The sequence below is a fragment of the Janthinobacterium sp. GW823-FHT06H09 genome, assembly GCF_058794735.1.
The window spans coordinates 226,100-239,939 of sequence record NZ_JBXAHC010000011.1 but is presented as its reverse complement, the minus strand read 5'-3'; the positions used below and the strand labels follow the sequence as shown (position 1 = coordinate 239,939).

The 13,840-nt window shown below is 65.5% G+C and carries 14 protein-coding genes; 2 read left to right on the top strand and 12 right to left on the bottom strand.

Annotated elements, in window-relative coordinates:
• Positions 1–120 precede the first annotated feature (120 nt).
• The gene (locus tag AC1Q6X_RS20405) at positions 121–921 is read right to left on the bottom strand and encodes a helix-turn-helix transcriptional regulator (protein ID WP_492498254.1); all 801 of its coding nucleotides are present in this window, start codon (positions 919–921) and stop codon (positions 121–123) included.
• A gap of 110 nt (positions 922–1,031) precedes the next feature.
• On the opposite strand from AC1Q6X_RS20405, the gene AC1Q6X_RS20400 reads away from it, so the two are divergent.
• A complete protein-coding gene (locus AC1Q6X_RS20400) occupies positions 1,032–2,258 on the top strand; it encodes an MFS transporter (protein WP_492498253.1) in 1,227 nt (408 codons plus the stop codon).
• Here the strand turns inward: AC1Q6X_RS20400 and AC1Q6X_RS20395 are convergent.
• The 5 genes from AC1Q6X_RS20395 to AC1Q6X_RS20375 form a co-directional block, all read right to left on the bottom strand.
• A complete protein-coding gene (locus tag AC1Q6X_RS20395; RefSeq protein WP_492498252.1) occupies positions 2,255–3,052 on the bottom strand; it encodes an anti-sigma factor family protein in 798 nt (265 codons plus the stop codon). The genes AC1Q6X_RS20400 and AC1Q6X_RS20395 overlap by 4 nt on opposite strands.
• Positions 3,049–3,576: an RNA polymerase sigma factor gene (locus tag AC1Q6X_RS20390; protein ID WP_492498251.1), complete on the bottom strand. Its 528-nt coding sequence runs from the start codon at positions 3,574–3,576 to the stop codon at positions 3,049–3,051. Before AC1Q6X_RS20390 ends, AC1Q6X_RS20395 begins: the two co-directional genes overlap by 4 nt.
• 21 nt (positions 3,577–3,597) lie before the next feature.
• Positions 3,598–3,969 (bottom strand): COG4315 family predicted lipoprotein, encoded by a 372-nt coding sequence (locus AC1Q6X_RS20385; protein WP_492498250.1) that lies wholly within the window; start codon positions 3,967–3,969, stop codon positions 3,598–3,600.
• Between the two features lie 59 nt (positions 3,970–4,028).
• Positions 4,029–4,946 carry a DNA-3-methyladenine glycosylase 2 gene (locus tag AC1Q6X_RS20380; protein ID WP_492498249.1) on the bottom strand — a complete coding sequence of 306 codons (918 nt, stop codon included), beginning with the start codon at positions 4,944–4,946 and terminating at the stop codon, positions 4,029–4,031.
• A 66-nt stretch (positions 4,947–5,012) separates the two neighbouring features.
• Positions 5,013–6,020 carry an XdhC family protein gene (locus AC1Q6X_RS20375; RefSeq protein ID WP_492498248.1) on the bottom strand — a complete coding sequence of 336 codons (1,008 nt, stop codon included), beginning with the start codon at positions 6,018–6,020 and terminating at the stop codon, positions 5,013–5,015.
• Positions 6,021–6,118: 98 nt separating this feature from the next.
• On the opposite strand from AC1Q6X_RS20375, the gene AC1Q6X_RS20370 reads away from it, so the two are divergent.
• Entirely contained in the window at positions 6,119–6,259 is a 141-nt protein-coding gene (locus AC1Q6X_RS20370) for a hypothetical protein (protein ID WP_162995759.1), read from the top strand.
• Positions 6,260–6,290: 31 nt separating this feature from the next.
• Here the strand turns inward: AC1Q6X_RS20370 and AC1Q6X_RS20365 are convergent, their stop codons facing one another.
• The 6 genes from AC1Q6X_RS20365 to AC1Q6X_RS20340 all read right to left on the bottom strand — a co-directional run bounded on the left by AC1Q6X_RS20365 (position 6,291) and on the right by AC1Q6X_RS20340 (position 13,659).
• Positions 6,291–7,394 carry a M48 family metalloprotease gene (locus AC1Q6X_RS20365; RefSeq protein WP_492498247.1) on the bottom strand — a complete coding sequence of 368 codons (1,104 nt, stop codon included), beginning with the start codon at positions 7,392–7,394 and terminating at the stop codon, positions 6,291–6,293.
• A 12-nt stretch (positions 7,395–7,406) separates the two neighbouring features.
• Positions 7,407–7,856 (bottom strand): dUTP diphosphatase, encoded by a 450-nt coding sequence (gene dut, locus AC1Q6X_RS20360; RefSeq protein ID WP_070289098.1) that lies wholly within the window; start codon positions 7,854–7,856, stop codon positions 7,407–7,409.
• Positions 7,857–7,888: 32 nt separating this feature from the next.
• Positions 7,889–9,109, bottom strand: a complete 1,221-nt coding sequence (gene coaBC, locus AC1Q6X_RS20355) for a bifunctional phosphopantothenoylcysteine decarboxylase/phosphopantothenate--cysteine ligase CoaBC (protein WP_492498246.1) — start codon at positions 9,107–9,109, stop codon at positions 7,889–7,891.
• A gap of 17 nt (positions 9,110–9,126) precedes the next feature.
• Positions 9,127–9,636, bottom strand: a complete 510-nt coding sequence (lspA, locus tag AC1Q6X_RS20350; protein ID WP_070224538.1) for a signal peptidase II — start codon at positions 9,634–9,636, stop codon at positions 9,127–9,129.
• Positions 9,637–9,719: 83 nt separating this feature from the next.
• Positions 9,720–12,620, bottom strand: coding sequence for an isoleucine--tRNA ligase (gene ileS, locus AC1Q6X_RS20345; protein WP_492498245.1), 2,901 nt, complete (start codon positions 12,618–12,620; stop codon positions 9,720–9,722).
• A 67-nt stretch (positions 12,621–12,687) separates the two neighbouring features.
• Entirely contained in the window at positions 12,688–13,659 is a 972-nt protein-coding gene (locus tag AC1Q6X_RS20340; protein ID WP_492498244.1) for a bifunctional riboflavin kinase/FAD synthetase, read from the bottom strand.
• Positions 13,660–13,840: the final 181 nt, after the last annotated feature.

Below are 13,840 nucleotides of genomic sequence, written 5' to 3'. Positions count from 1 at the left end.
CGGGGTGGAGCAGTCTGGCAGCTCGTCGGGCTCATAACCCGAAGGTCACAGGTTCAAATCCTGTCCCCGCAACCAATTCGAAGCCGCTGGTTCCTCGCAAGAGGGCCGCGGTTTTTTCGTTTACGGCGCGAGGTCTTCTGCCTGCTGGCGCGCATACACGATCAGCCGCAAGTGGCGGTCCGCATCGATGGTCAGCGAGGTGTGCTCGTAGGCGACCTGCTCGCCGCCGACGTCCAGGCGGCGCACGCCGGCGCACGGCGCATGCACGTCATGGCGGCGCCACCACTGCTTGAACTCGGGCGAGACCTTTTCCAGTTCCTCCACCAGCGCGTGGATATCCGCTTCCTGCGTGGCGCGCGCGTAGTCGCGGCGAAAGCTCGACAGCATCAGCGCCGCCTGCTCTTCCCAGGCCGTGAAGCGCGAGCGCAGCAGTGGGTCGGTAAACAGCAACCATAGCAGGTTGCGGCGCGCCGGCACATGCGCGCCAAAGCCGAACAGGGCGTCCGCGCCCGCATTGAACGCCAGCACGTCCCAGCGCAGGTTGAGCACATAGGCCGGATGCGCCAGTTCGTGCATCAATCGGCGCACGGGCGGCGGCACCACGCAAAACGTCTTGCCCTCTTCGGCCGGCGGACGCGCATGCGCCAGCAGGAACAGGTGGCGCCGTTCGCCGCCGTCCAGTTTCAGCACTTCGGCCAGCTTGTCGAGAAAGGCGCTCGAGACGCCGATGTCGCGCCCCTGTTCCAGCCAGGTGTACCAGGTCAGCCCCACGCCGGCCAGCGCCGCCACTTCTTCGCGGCGCAAGCCCGGCGTCCTGCGCCGCCCGCCGCCGGGCAAACCCACGTCCTCGGGCGACAGCCGCGCGCGGCGCGCCTGCAGGTAGGCGGCCAGTTCGTGGCGGGTGCGGGCCAAAGTGCGCATGGTGGGGGTTTTCCGGTGAGCCTGTTGCTGCCAGTAATAGCATAAACAGTTAAATTGTAATTGTTTATATTGTATTCCAAAATGCCTGCTTTCTTCCCGAAAGCGTGCCCATGTCTGACTATTCTTCCTCCCGTGCCGCAGCGCCTGCCGACTCCGCGCTGCCTGTCACCGTCTACCTGATCGCCGTGGGCGCGTTCGCGCTGGGCATGGCGTCGTATGTGACGGCGGGCCTGATGCCGATGATCGCCGGCGCCTTTTCCGTGTCCCTGGCGATGGCCGCTCAGCTGGTGACGGCGTTCACCCTGGCCTATGGCCTCGGCTCGCCCCTGGCCGTGGCCTTGCTGCCGGCGCGCGCGCAACGCTCCGGCCTGTTACTCGCCTTGGGCGTGTTCGTGCTGGCGAACGGGGCCAGCGCGCTGGCAGCAGGATTTTCCAGTCTGCTGGCCTGGCGGGCCATGGCCGGCATCGGCGCCGGCGTCTACCTGGCGCTGGGCATCGCGGCGGCGGCGGGCGTGTCGGCGCCGCGGCAGCGTGGCAAGGCCATCGGCGCGATCATGGGCGGCATGGCGGGCGGCACGGTGCTGGGCGTGCCATTGAGCTTGCTGCTGGCGCAGCAGCTGGGCTGGACGGCGGCCCTGTGGCTGGTCGCCGTCCTCGGTGCGCTGGCGCTGGCGGGCTTGCTGTGGAAACTGCCCGCGCTGCCGGAAGTACCGGCGACCTCGCTGCGCCGCAAGCTGGCCTTGCTGGCCGATGGGCAGGTGCTGGCCATTCTGCTCGTGTCGCTGCTGGCGGCCATCGCCAGCCTGGGCATGTACACGTTTATCGCGCCGCTGCTGGCGTGGTCCGCGCACGGCGCGGAAATTTCCACCACGCCCTTCCTGTGGGCGTGGGGCGTGGGGGGCATCGCGGGCAGCGTATTGGTGGGACCACAGGCGGACAAGGTGGCGGCGCCGAGGCTGACTAGGCTCATCTTGCTGCTGCTGGCGCTGGCCTTGTGCGCGCTGCCGCTGGCGGCCAGCTGGTCGGCCTGGCTGATGCTGGCGCCTATCGTGCTGTGGGGCGCGGCTGGCTGGGCTCTGCAAGTGCCGCAGAACCAGCAGTTGCTGGCCGTGCGCGCGCGGCAGGGCGACGGCAACCTGGCCATCGCCCTCAACGAATCGGCGCTGTACCTGGGCAGCGCCATCGGCGCCGCAGCAGGCGGGGTACTGCTCCTGCTGGACTGGCCCGTGTGGCTGCTGGCGGCCTGCGCCGCCCTGGTCGCCACCGCAGCGTTGCTGCTGCAATGGTGCGGCGTGAAATGGATTGCAGAATTCCGGAAAATGGAAGAGTCTGTTTAGTGACTTTCCAGCTGCGCGTACACGGCGTCGGCGATCTTGCCCAGCTCCTGTTTGGGCAGGCTCGCCGAGAGGGCATAGCCGAGCTGGCCGTCGATCCAGTAAAACACGCTCAAGTCCTTTTCCTGCGTGTAGCGGAAGGCCGTTTCCTGCTTGCCGGCCCGTTCTTTTGCCACGTACAGGGTCAGGCGCTGGCCTTTGCCATCTTCATACATGAATTGTGCCACGGGGCCGTCGCCATCGCCGGGCAGCAAACGCCCGCCGATCAGGTGGTAGCCGAGCGGCGACAGCGCAGGCGGCTGCAATTTGCTGCCCAGGCGTTTCGACAGCCATTGCACCAGGTGCGCCTCCTGTTCCGCGCCCACCTCGACGGGGTGGCGCACTTCGGGCGTGTAGACGGCATGGGCGATGGCGGCGCTGCGCGCCAGGGAGATGGGGCTGGCGCTGGCGCTCCGCATGTCACCGCCATCGCCGCCATCGCCGCGCAGCAGCCAGCCGCCCGCGCCGCCAGCGAGCACCAGCACGACGGCAGCTGCCGCCTGCATGGCGGGGCGGCGCCAGGCGCCGTTCGCCGCCGGCGGGGCCGCCGCCTGCAGCAGGGCAGGCGGTACGGCTTCGTCCAGCACGGGATCGAACAGGGCGCGCAATTGCCGGTTCTGCTCGCGCCACGCATCGACCCTGGCGGCATCCCCGGGATGCGCGCGCAGGTGGGCGTCGACGGCCGCGCGCTGGTCTTCGGGCAGGACGCCGTCGGCCAGGGCGTGCAATTGCGCTTCGCTGATGGCTTGCGTTGTCATTTCACGACTTTCAGGGTGGGTGGGCCGCTGCCCTGGCTGCCGGCAGGGCGGCCATCGAGCAGGGTGCGCAGCTTGTCGCGCCCGCGTGACAGGCGCGACATCACGGTGCCGACGGGAATGTCGAGGGTGGCCGCCACCTGCTCGTACGGCATCTGTTCGAGCGCGACGAGCAGGATCACTTCGCGCTGCCCCAGCGGCAAACGGGCCAGCGCCGCATCCATCTCGCCGATGGCGATGGCTTGCCCGGGCGCGCGCTCCGGCGCGGGCAGCACGGTATCGTCGTCGAGCTCCTGCAGCGCCAGGCCGGGGCGGCGCAGCTGGTCCACGTGCAGGTTATGCATGATGGAGAACAGCCAGGGCCGCATCTCGCCACCCCGCTGCCATTGATCGAGCTTGCGCCACGCCCGCTCCACGGTGTCCTGCACCAGGTCGTCCGCGTGCAGGGCCCCGGCCAGCGCGCGCGCATAGCGGCGCAGGCCGGGCAGGCACGCTTGCAGCTGGCGGCTGTCCTCTTGCGTGGTCATCGTGGCGGCGGGATAGTGAGCTTAGGGCTTGACGACGTGCCACACGTTCTTGAAATTGTCGCCGGCCACATCGCCTGGTTTTTTGTCTTCCTTGTACAGGTACAGGGGCTTGCCCTTGTAGGTCAGCTGCATGGCGCCGTTGTCTTCGCGCTTGATGCTGCCATACGGGGCGGCGGGCGCCGCGTCGGTGGCGATGACGGCGGGCCAGGCGACCAGGCAGCCGCCGCTGCAGGCGCTCTTGCCGCTGTCGGCGACATCCTTGTCGAACACATACAGGGTCATGCCGCTGGCATTGACCAGCATGCCGTTGGCGGGCATGACGTCGGCGGCAAAGGCCAGGGGGGCGGACAAGGCGGTGAAAAGGGCAGTGGCGGCGAAAGTGGTAAAGCGCATGATGATCTCCTTGAGGTTTTGGTGGGGCTTGCAAGGGATAGACGCGTGCCGCCCGCCGTTTATTCCCGCTCGTTTGACATATTTTTTGCCGGCGCATGCAGGCTGGCCCACAGGTGGGCGGCCGCCATGGTGCGGTGCGGCGCGTACTGGCGCAGCCACTGTTCCGTGCGCGCCATGTCCGGTTTCGTTTCCTCTCCGAGCAGCTTTTGCAGGGCGGCGCGGATCGCCACGTCGCCGTGCAGCGAGCAGTCGGCATAGCCGTAGCCGCGCAGCAGCGCGTAATTGACGGTCCACGGGCCGATGCCCTTGACGGCCAGCAGCGCCTGCGAAATGGCCGCCACGTCGCCGGAAGGGGGCAGTTCCAGCGACAATTCCCCGTCATCGACGAGATGCGCCAGGCGCAGCACGGTTTCCGCCTTGGCGCGCGAGAATTTGCGGCTGGTCAGATCCTCGATGTCCAGCCGCGCCACGTCGCGCGCCTCCGGGTAGCACCACAAGCCGCTGCCATGCCGGCGCCCCGCCTGCAGAATGAAGGTGCGGCGCAGGGAAATGGCGAACGGCAGGTTGATCTGCTGGCCGATGATGGCCCAGGTCAGCGCCTCGAACGGGCTGGCCGATTGCACGATGCGCAATCCCGGGTTAAGCCGGATCAAAGGCGCCAGCAGCGGATCGCCGGAGGCCAGCTGCGCGAAGGGTTGCGGGTCGATGCGCAGGCCGAGGATGTTGAGCAGGGCGCCGTGCAGCGCCGTGTGCAGAGCGTCGCTGGCGCTGCCGTCGATCTCGGCGCGGCAGACGGCCGCGGCGTCCGCGAACGCCACGTCCAGCACGACGGGCACGCCGGCAAGCAGGATGCCCTTGCGCAGGCCCGTCGCGGTGACCTGTTCCGCCACGGCTTCCGTATCGCGGCTGTGAAAGGCGATGACGTCGTCGCGGCGGTAGCCGGCGGGCAGGGGGAGGGTCCAGTGCAGCAGGGTCATGGTGGCCAAATTCAGTGAAGGTAGCAGGGGCGCGCCGCCGGCGCACCGCGTTTCTTGCTGCGGTCCTTAGCGGGCGCAGATGTCGGTGGTGGGCGGGCTCAGGGCCGCCGCGTGCTGGATCTGTAGCGCGTCGGGCACGCCATTTTTCACGGCCGTCAGTTCGGCCAGGATGGAAATGGCGATTTCGGCCGGCGTCTTGCTGCCGATGTACAGGCCGATGGGGCCATGCAGGCGCGCCAGCTGCTCGGCGCTGACGTCGAACTGCAGCAGCCGTTCGCGGCGCTTGGCGTTATTCGCGCGCGAGCCGATGGCGCCGACATAAAAAGCCGGCGATTTCAATGCTTCCATCAGGGCCAGGTCGTCGAGCTTGGGGTCGTGCGTGAGGGCGACGACGGCGCTGCGGCTGTCGAGTTTTAATTCCAGCACCAGGTCGTCCGGCATGGCGTGCAGCAGGGGCACGCCCGGTACGTTCCAGCCGCCCCGGTATTCCTCGCGCGGGTCGCAGACGATGACGTGGTAATCCATGGCCGTGGCGATCTGCGCCACGAAGCGCGACAGCTGGCTGGCGCCGATGATCAGCAATCGCCAGCGCGGGCCGTGCTGCGTGGTGAGCACCGCGTCTTCCAGGGCCAGCCCGGCGCCCGGCGTGGCGCGCTGCAGGGTGACGGCGCCGCTGGGCAGGTCGAGGCGGCGCTCGACCAGTTCATGCGCTTCCAGGCGTGCCAGCAGTTCGGCCACCTTGCTGTCCGCGTGCAGCGGCTCGATGGCCAGTTCGATGGTGCCGCCGCAGGGCAGGCCGAAGCGGTGCGCCTCGTCGGCGCTGATGCCGTAGCTGACGATTTCCGGCAAGGTGCGCACGATGCCGTGCACGCGCACGGTGTCGATCAAATCATCCTCGATGCAGCCGCCGGAGACGGAGCCGACCACCGTGCCATCGTCGCAGATGGCCAGGGTGGCGCCCACGGGGCGGGGGCTGGAGCCCCAGGTCTTGATGACGGTGACGAGTTCGCAGCGGTGCCCGGCGGCGAGCCAGGCGGCGCTGGTTTTCAGAACTTCAAGGTCGATGCTGTCCATGGGGCGCGGAAGGAAAGCCGCAGGCAGGCGGCAAAGTATGGAATATTTTTTAATATTGTGGCTATACTACGCTCTCCAACAGCCTGCGGAGAGTTTTCATGTCGAACGACCAAAAGACGCAAGATGACGGCATCCCCAAGTTTGGCAAACTGCTCATCGCCCTGTTCCTGGCGGTGGTATTTTGCGGCGCCCTGACCTGGGTCATGGGCACCTATTTCCCGAACTTCCCCGGCGCCTGAGCAAACCTGCTGCATCAGGCGCCTTTGGCGTTTAAGGCTTCAACGGCTTCTTCGCCGCCTGCTTGGCGCGCACGTCAGTGACGGCGCGGTTGATCGCCGCCATGCGCGAGTTGGTGCCCGGGTGCAGGGCCGTGTAGCCGTTGGCGACCGTGGCCGGCACTTGCGTGGCCAGGCGCTGCCAGAAGCGGGCGGCGTTGTCGACGTTGTAGCCGGCGCGCGCCAGCAGGTAGATGGCCAGGGTGTCGGCTTGCACGTCGAGTTCCTGCGGCATGGCCTTGATGCCGGCGGCGCCCGTCAGCATCGATACGTCGGGCTGCACGGCGCCCAGGCTGTCGATGATGCTGCCGGCCGTACCCGCCGTGCGCTGGCTGCGCGCGTGGTCGAGGATGTTGTGCGCCATTTCGCGGGCGATGACGAAGGCGATGCCTTCATCGTTTTGCGCCGCATTGACCATGCCGCGCGTGAGCATGATGCGCGAACCGTCCGAATACGCGTTGATATTGTCCGCATTGCCCAGGGCGACGCGGAAGGCGCAGGCGCGCGTGACGGGAATTTTCAGGTCTTGCTGCTGGCCGTCGCGGGCGATGGTCATGTTCAGGCTCGCGCTTTTCGAGGCCAGCGGGCCGACGATGGCGCCGAACGGGCCTTCCGCTTTCGGGCCGGCCGGCAGCGGCTTGCCTTCGGCGGCCAGCAAGCCATCGCCCTTGCGCAAGCCGGCGCGCGCGGCGCCGCTGCCCGGCAAGACGCTGGACACCTGCATCTGCTCGCCGTAGCCGAGTGCCGCCTGCGCCGCGTCGGCATAGATACCGGGGTAGGAATACTTGTTCTGCGCCGTGAAGCCCAGCAGGTTGCGCGCATACGTCTTGCACAGGTCCGCATTATTGATCAGCAGGGGCGCCGACACTTTCGACAGGCGGTCCTGCAGCGCCACCATCTTCACCAGTTCTTCCTGCGCCGCCCTTTGCTGCGCCGTCGGCGCGGGCGCATCGGGCGCCGGCACGACGTTGAACGGGCCGCTGACATTCGTCGCCGGCGTGGTGCAGCCGGCCAGAATGGCCGCGCCGGCCAACAGGAGGGGAGTGGCCAGTCGGCGCAGCGAGGTTGGGGCTGGGATCAGATGGCGGAAACCTGGCATAAGTGTCAATCCTTAATGTTTGCCGGTGCTGCCGAAACCGCCAACACCGCGTTCGCTGTCGCCGAATTCCTCGACGACGTTAAAGCCCACTTGCAGCACCGGCACGATAATCAGTTGCGCCAGGCGTTCCATGGGATTGAGCGTGAATGCGCTCTGGCCCCGGTTCCAGGTCGATACCATCAGCTGGCCCTGGTAATCGGAGTCGATCAAGCCTACCAGATTCCCCAATACGATGCCGTTTTTGTGGCCCATGCCGCTGCGTGGCAAAATCATGGCCGCATACGACGGGTCGCCGATGTGGATGGCCAGGCCGGTCGGAATGAGCACCGTCTGACCCGCTTCGATGGTGATGGATTCGGCTATGCAGGCGCGCAGGTCGAGTCCCGCGCTGCCCGGGGTGGCGTAGGCCGGCAGCAGTTCTTGCATGCGGGCGTCGAGGATCTTGATGTCGATATTTTTCATGAATCTAAATGAGCTAAAGCGTATAAAAAAGATTATTTGAGCAGCGAATTCCTGGCGATCCGCTTCGAGATTTCCGAAATCAGCTGGCGCGCCAGGTTCAGTTTCGGGGCGCGCGGCAGCACGGTATGGCCTTCCTCGTCGAACAGGATGATGGTGTTGTCGTCCTGGCCAAACGTGTTCTGACCGATATTGCCGACCAGCAGGGGAATGCCTTTTTTCTCGCGCTTGACCGAGCCGAATTCCACGAGGTTTTCCGATTCGGCGGCAAAGCCCACGCAGTACGGATAGCCGGCCAGGTTGGTGCGTGCCGCCACGGTGGCCAGGATGTCGGGATTTTGCACGAACTGCAGTTCTGGCACGGAGCCGTCGGCCTGCTTTTTCATCTTCTGGTCGCTGGCGTTGGCCACGCGCCAGTCTGCCACGGCGGCCACGGCGACGAAGACATGCTGGCCGTCGACGTGGGCCAGTACCACATCATGCATCTGCTGCGCGCTTTGCACGTCGATGCGGCGCACGCCGAACGGCGCGTCCAGGGCCGTCGGGCCGGAAATGAGCAGCACCTCGGCGCCCGCTTCGCGCGCCGCGCGCGCCACCGCATAGCCCATCTTGCCCGAGGACAGATTGGTGATGCCGCGCACGGGGTCGATGGCCTCGAAAGTGGGGCCGGCCGTGACCAGCACGCGCTTGCCCGCCAGGACTTTCGGCTGGAAGGCTGCGATCAGCTCCGTCAAGAGCTGTTCCGGCTCCAGCATGCGGCCCAGGCCAGTTTCGCCGCAGGCCTGTTCGCCGGCGGCCGGGCCGAACAGGGTGATGCCGTCGTCGCGCAGCTGCTGCACATTGCGCTGCGTGGCGGGGTTTTGCCACATTTCCACGTTCATGGCCGGCGCCACGAGCAAGGGCAGGTGGGAGGGACGGGCCAGGCACAGGGTCGACAGCAGGTCGTCGCACACGCCATGGGCGAGTTTACGCAGAAAATCGGCCGAGCACGGCGCGATCAGGATGGCGTCCGCGTGGCGCGTCAAATCGATATGCGCCATGTTGTTGTCTATGCGCGCATCCCACTGGCTCGTGTGCACGGGGTGGCCGGACAGCGCCTGCATGGTCACGGCCGTGATGAAGTGGCTGGCGGCATCCGTCATGACCACCTGCACCGAGGCGCCGGCCTTCGTCAGCGCGCGGCACAGTTCCGCCGCCTTGTAGCAGGCGACGCCGCCCGAAAGTCCCAGGACGATTTTTTTGCCGGACAATTCCATGCCGTTCTCCCGCGTGTTTATTTGTTTACCCGGCGCAGTTCATCGATGATGAACAGGGCCGCGCCGATGCAGATGGCGCTGTCGGCGATATTGAAAGCGGGGAAATGGCCCCAGCTTTTCCAGTGGAAGTCGAGGAAATCGACCACGTGACCGTACACCAGGCGGTCGATGGCGTTGCCCAGCGCGCCGCCGAGGATCAGCGCCAGGGCCCAGCAGAACATGCGCTGGCCGGCGTGCTTTTTCAGCAGATAGATGATGTAGATGGCGGCCGCCAGGGCGATGCCGGTGAAGAAATAGCGCTGCCAGCCGCCCTGGTCGGACAGGAAGCTGAACGCGGCGCCCTTGTTATACGCGAGCACCAGGTTGAAATACGAGGTGATGACCATCTCTTGCGCGTAGCGGAAGGTCTTCAGGATCGTGATCTTGGTGATCTGGTCGAACAGGATGACGATGGCGGCGATGCCCAGCCAGGGCACGAGCGACGCCGAGGAGGACGATTTCGATGAAAAACGGTTTTTAGTGGCCATATTTTTCCAGGGAAGATAAAGCCGCCGCCTGGCAGCAGGCGGCGGTTGGAAGTGGGACGCAGGCAGCGCCCCGGGATGACAGTCTATGCGAAACGGCGCGATTCGCCTTTTCCAAACAGGTTGCTGACGCAGCGGCCGCACAGGGTAGCATGTGCGGCGTCCGTGCCCACGTCCGCACGGTAGTGCCAGCAGCGCTCGCACTTCGGCGCCGTCGACGCGGCCACGACCACTTCCTCGGCTGCTTCGTCTGCCACTTCGGCCACGCTGGCCTGCGAGGTGATGAAGACGAATTTCAAGTCGTCGCCCAGGGTGGTCAACAGCTTGTACTTCATCGGCGCGGCCTTGATCGTCAGTTCTGCCTGCAGCGAGGAACCGATGGCGCCCGAGGTGCGCAAGTCTTCCAGCTGTTTGGTGACGTCCGTGCGCACGGCGCGCAGGGCCGTGTATTTCTCCAGCAGGTCGGCCGCGTCCGACACTTCCGGCAGCTGCCACCAGGTTTGCGTGAAGATGGTTTCATCGCTGGCGGCATAAGCATCCGCGCCGGCGAAGACGGCCCACGCTTCTTCGGCCGTGAACGACAGGGCCGGGGCCATCAGGCGCAGCAGGCTTTGCGTGATGTGCCACAGGGCCGTCTGCGCCGAACGGCGCGCGTGCGACGTCAGGCCCGAGGTGTACAGACGGTCCTTCAGGATGTCCAGGTAGAAGCCGCCCAGGTCTTCCGAGCAGTAGGTCTGCAGCTTCGACACGACGGGGTGGAACTCGTAGCGCGCGTAGTTGTTCTCGATCTGCTGCTGCAGCGATGCCATGTTGGCCAGCGCATAGCGGTCGATTTCGAACATCTCCGCCACCGGCACGGCGTCCGTGGCCGGATTGAAGTCCGATGTGTTCGCCAGCAGGAAGCGCAGGGTGTTGCGGATGCGGCGGTACGATTCCGTCACGCGTTTGAGGATTTCATCGGAGATCGACAGCTCGCCCGTGTAGTCGGTCGAAGCGATCCACAGGCGCAGGATGTCCGCGCCCAGGGTGTCCGAAATCTTTTGCGGCGCCAGCGTGTTGCCCAGCGACTTGGACATCTTCTTGCCTTCGCCGTCGACCGTGAAGCCGTGCGTCAGCAGCGCCTTGTACGGCGGGCGGCCATTGAGCATCGATGACACGAGCAGCGACGAGTGGAACCAGCCGCGATGCTGGTCCGAGCCTTCCAGGTACAGGTCGGCCGGGAATTGCAGCTGCGTCGAGTGCGAACCGTGGCCTTGCGGGCCGCCCAGCACCGTCTGGTGCGTGGCGCCGGAATCGAACCATACGTCCAGGGTATCCTTGTTCTTGGCATAGATGGCCGCTTCGTCGCCGATCAGGTCTTTCAGGTCCAGCGCCTGCCATGCCTCGATGCCGTCTTTTTCGATCAGCTTGGCCACTTGCTCCAGCAGTTCCGGCGTGCGCGGATGCAGGTCGCCCGTTTCCTTGTGCACGATGAAGGCCATCGGCACGCCCCACTGGCGCTGGCGCGACAGGGTCCAGTCGGGACGGTTGGCGATCATGCCGTGCAGGCGCGCCTGGCCCCAGTCCGGGAAGAACTCGGTGTCGGCGATGCCTTTCAAGGCCGTCTCGCGCAGGGTGGCGCCGCCGTCTTTCGGCGTCACGTCCATGCCGGCGAACCACTGCGAGGTGGCGCGGTAGATCACAGGCTTTTTGTGACGCCAGCAATGCATGTAGCTGTGGTCGAACATCTTGACTTCGAACAGGGCGCCCGCTTCTTTCAGGGCGGCGCAGATCGGCTTGGAAGCGTCCCAGATGCTCATGCCGCCGAACAGGGGCAGCGTCGAAACGTAATTGCCGTCGCCCATGACGGGCTTGATGATGTCGTCGTCCTTCATGCCGTGCGCCTTGCACGAGATAAAGTCGTCCACGCCATACGCGGGCGCCGAGTGCACCACGCCCGTGCCGCTTTCGGCGGTCACGTAATCGGCCAGGTACATCGGCGACAGGCGGTCGTAGAAAGCGTGCGACGCGTGCAGCGGATGGCGGAAGCTGATGCCTTCCAGCGCGGCGCCGTCGCAGGTGGCGATCGTCGTGCCTTCGAGCTTGAAGCGCGCCAGGCTCGATTCGACCAGGTCTTGCGCCAGGATCAGCAGCAAGGGCTTGCCGTCGCGCGAGGTTTCGACCAGTGCGTATGTCAATTCAGGATGGACGTTCAGTGCCTGGTTCGACGGGATGGTCCACGGGGTCGTCGTCCAGATGACGACGAAGCCGTTTTCGGTCGGCAGTGTCGGCAGATTGAAAGCCTTGGCCAGCTTGTCGAATTGGGCGAACTTGAAGCCGACATCGATGGCCGGGTCGCGTTTGTTTTCGTATTCGATTTCAGCTTCCGCCAGCGCCGACTGGCAGTCAAAACACCAGTTGACCGGTTTCAGGCCGCGGTAGACATAGCCTTTTTCCAGCAGCTTGCCCAGCGCGCGCAGTTCGTCGGCTTCATTGCCGTGCGCCATGGTCAGATACGGGTTGTCCCATTCGCCCAGCACGCCCAGGCGAATAAAGTCCTTCTTCTGGCGCTCGACCTGCACGTTGGCGTAGGCGCGGGCCTTTTCCAGCACTTCAGCCGTCGGCAGGTTCTTGCCGTGCAGTTTTTCGATCTGGATCTCGATCGGCATGCCGTGGCAATCCCAGCCCGGCACATACGGCGCGTCGAAGCCGGCCAGCGAGCGCGACTTGACGACCATGTCCTTCAGGATCTTGTTGACGGCGTGGCCCAGGTGGATGTCGCCATTCGCGTACGGCGGGCCGTCATGCAGGATGAATTTCGGACGCCCGGCGGCAGCCTTGCGCACGCGCTCGTAAATCTTCTTGTCTTGCCATTGCTGTACCCATTGCGGCTCGCGCTTGGCCATGTCGCCGCGCATCGGGAATGGGGTTTCCGTCATGTTGACCGGGTATTTGCTTTCAGGCTTCTTGTTCTGCTTGGGCGTGGCTGGCTTGTTTTGATCGGACATAGTCTTCTTTAATGATATTGAATGGTTTGCGGCGGCAGGCGCCGCCAGGCGACGGAGTTGGCCGGCGTCAAATTCGGTCGGTGGCGGTAATGGCGCCGCTGCGCTGCTCAAAATAGGCGCGCGCCTGGTTCGAGTCGCGCTCGATGGCGGCCGTCAGAGTGGGCAAGTCGTCGTACTTTTCTTCGTCGCGCAGCTTTTCCAGGAACTCCACGCGTACCAGCTTGCCGTAGCAGGACTGGGCGAAATCGAACAGATGCACCTCCAGCAAGACGCGGCCGCTGTCGTCGACGGTGGGGCGCACACCGAGGCTGGCCACGGCTGGCAGCGGTAGTGGTCCCAGGCCGTGTACTTGCACGATGAAGATGCCGGACAGGGCGGGGCGGTGCGCCACGCGCAGGTTCAGGGTGGGGAAACCGAGGGTGCGGCCCAGCTTCTGGCCGTGGATGACGTGGCCGGATATGGCGTACGGATGGCCCAGCAGCTGCGTGGCCAGCGGGAAATCGCCGGCGGCCAGGGCCAGGCGCACGGCCGACGAGGAGATGCGCGTGCTGCCATTCATCACCGTCGGCAACGTTTCTACGTGGAAACCGTATTCGCGGCCCGCTTCCTGCAGCATGGCGACGTCGCCGGCGCGCCGGGCGCCATAGCAGAAATCGTCGCCGACCATCAGCCATTTCACGTGCAGGCCGTCGACGAGGACTTTTTCCGTGAATTCCTGCGGCGTCAGGGCGGCGAACTGGGCGCTGAAATGCTCGACGACCACCCGGTCGATGCCGGCGTCATCGAGCGACTGCAGCTTGTCGCGCAGGTTGGCGATGCGCTGCGGCGCCTTCGACAGGTCGCCCGCGCGCTGCGCGAAGAACTCGCGCGGGTGCGGTTCGAACGTCATCACGGCCGCTTCGATGCCGAGTTCAGTGGCAGCTTCACGCACGCGCGCCAGCAAGGCCTGATGGCCGATGTGGACACCGTCAAAATTGCCGATGGTCAGAGCGCAAGGCGCTCGTGCCTGGGCATTGGGAAGTCCGCGGAATACCTTCATAGGAATCTGATGAAAAACTGTGCCAAAAGGGGGATTATACGGACTGTTTCAGGGATGCACACCCGGCAGGGCAGCCGCACGGGTAATTTCCCTGCTGAAATGATAAAAAGCGTTGCCGGCAAGGGTGCTGGCAACGCTTTTAGTGGTGGGCACTCGACTAGCTGCCCGACAATATCCTGGG

What these genes read in the sequence shown, in the direction of transcription:
- AC1Q6X_RS20390 (WP_492498251.1), bottom strand. Translation starts at nt 3,576, where the DNA reads ATGACCACGCAAGAGGACAGCCGCCAGCTGCAAGCGTGCCTGCCCGGC.
- AC1Q6X_RS20370 (WP_162995759.1), top strand. Translation starts at nt 6,119, where the DNA reads ATGTCGAACGACCAAAAGACGCAAGATGACGGCATCCCCAAGTTTGGC.
- AC1Q6X_RS20375 (WP_492498248.1), bottom strand. Translation starts at nt 6,020, where the DNA reads ATGGACAGCATCGACCTTGAAGTTCTGAAAACCAGCGCCGCCTGGCTC.
- AC1Q6X_RS20405 (WP_492498254.1), bottom strand. Translation starts at nt 921, where the DNA reads ATGCGCACTTTGGCCCGCACCCGCCACGAACTGGCCGCCTACCTGCAG.
- ileS (WP_492498245.1), bottom strand. Translation starts at nt 12,620, where the DNA reads ATGTCCGATCAAAACAAGCCAGCCACGCCCAAGCAGAACAAGAAGCCT.
- AC1Q6X_RS20400 (WP_492498253.1), top strand. Translation starts at nt 1,032, where the DNA reads ATGTCTGACTATTCTTCCTCCCGTGCCGCAGCGCCTGCCGACTCCGCG.
- AC1Q6X_RS20365 (WP_492498247.1), bottom strand. Translation starts at nt 7,394, where the DNA reads ATGCCAGGTTTCCGCCATCTGATCCCAGCCCCAACCTCGCTGCGCCGA.
- AC1Q6X_RS20380 (WP_492498249.1), bottom strand. Translation starts at nt 4,946, where the DNA reads ATGACCCTGCTGCACTGGACCCTCCCCCTGCCCGCCGGCTACCGCCGC.
- AC1Q6X_RS20395 (WP_492498252.1), bottom strand. Translation starts at nt 3,052, where the DNA reads ATGACAACGCAAGCCATCAGCGAAGCGCAATTGCACGCCCTGGCCGAC.
- AC1Q6X_RS20385 (WP_492498250.1), bottom strand. Translation starts at nt 3,969, where the DNA reads ATGCGCTTTACCACTTTCGCCGCCACTGCCCTTTTCACCGCCTTGTCC.
- AC1Q6X_RS20340 (WP_492498244.1), bottom strand. Translation starts at nt 13,659, where the DNA reads ATGAAGGTATTCCGCGGACTTCCCAATGCCCAGGCACGAGCGCCTTGC.
- dut (WP_070289098.1), bottom strand. Translation starts at nt 7,856, where the DNA reads ATGAAAAATATCGACATCAAGATCCTCGACGCCCGCATGCAAGAACTG.
- lspA (WP_070224538.1), bottom strand. Translation starts at nt 9,636, where the DNA reads ATGGCCACTAAAAACCGTTTTTCATCGAAATCGTCCTCCTCGGCGTCG.
- coaBC (WP_492498246.1), bottom strand. Translation starts at nt 9,109, where the DNA reads ATGGAATTGTCCGGCAAAAAAATCGTCCTGGGACTTTCGGGCGGCGTC.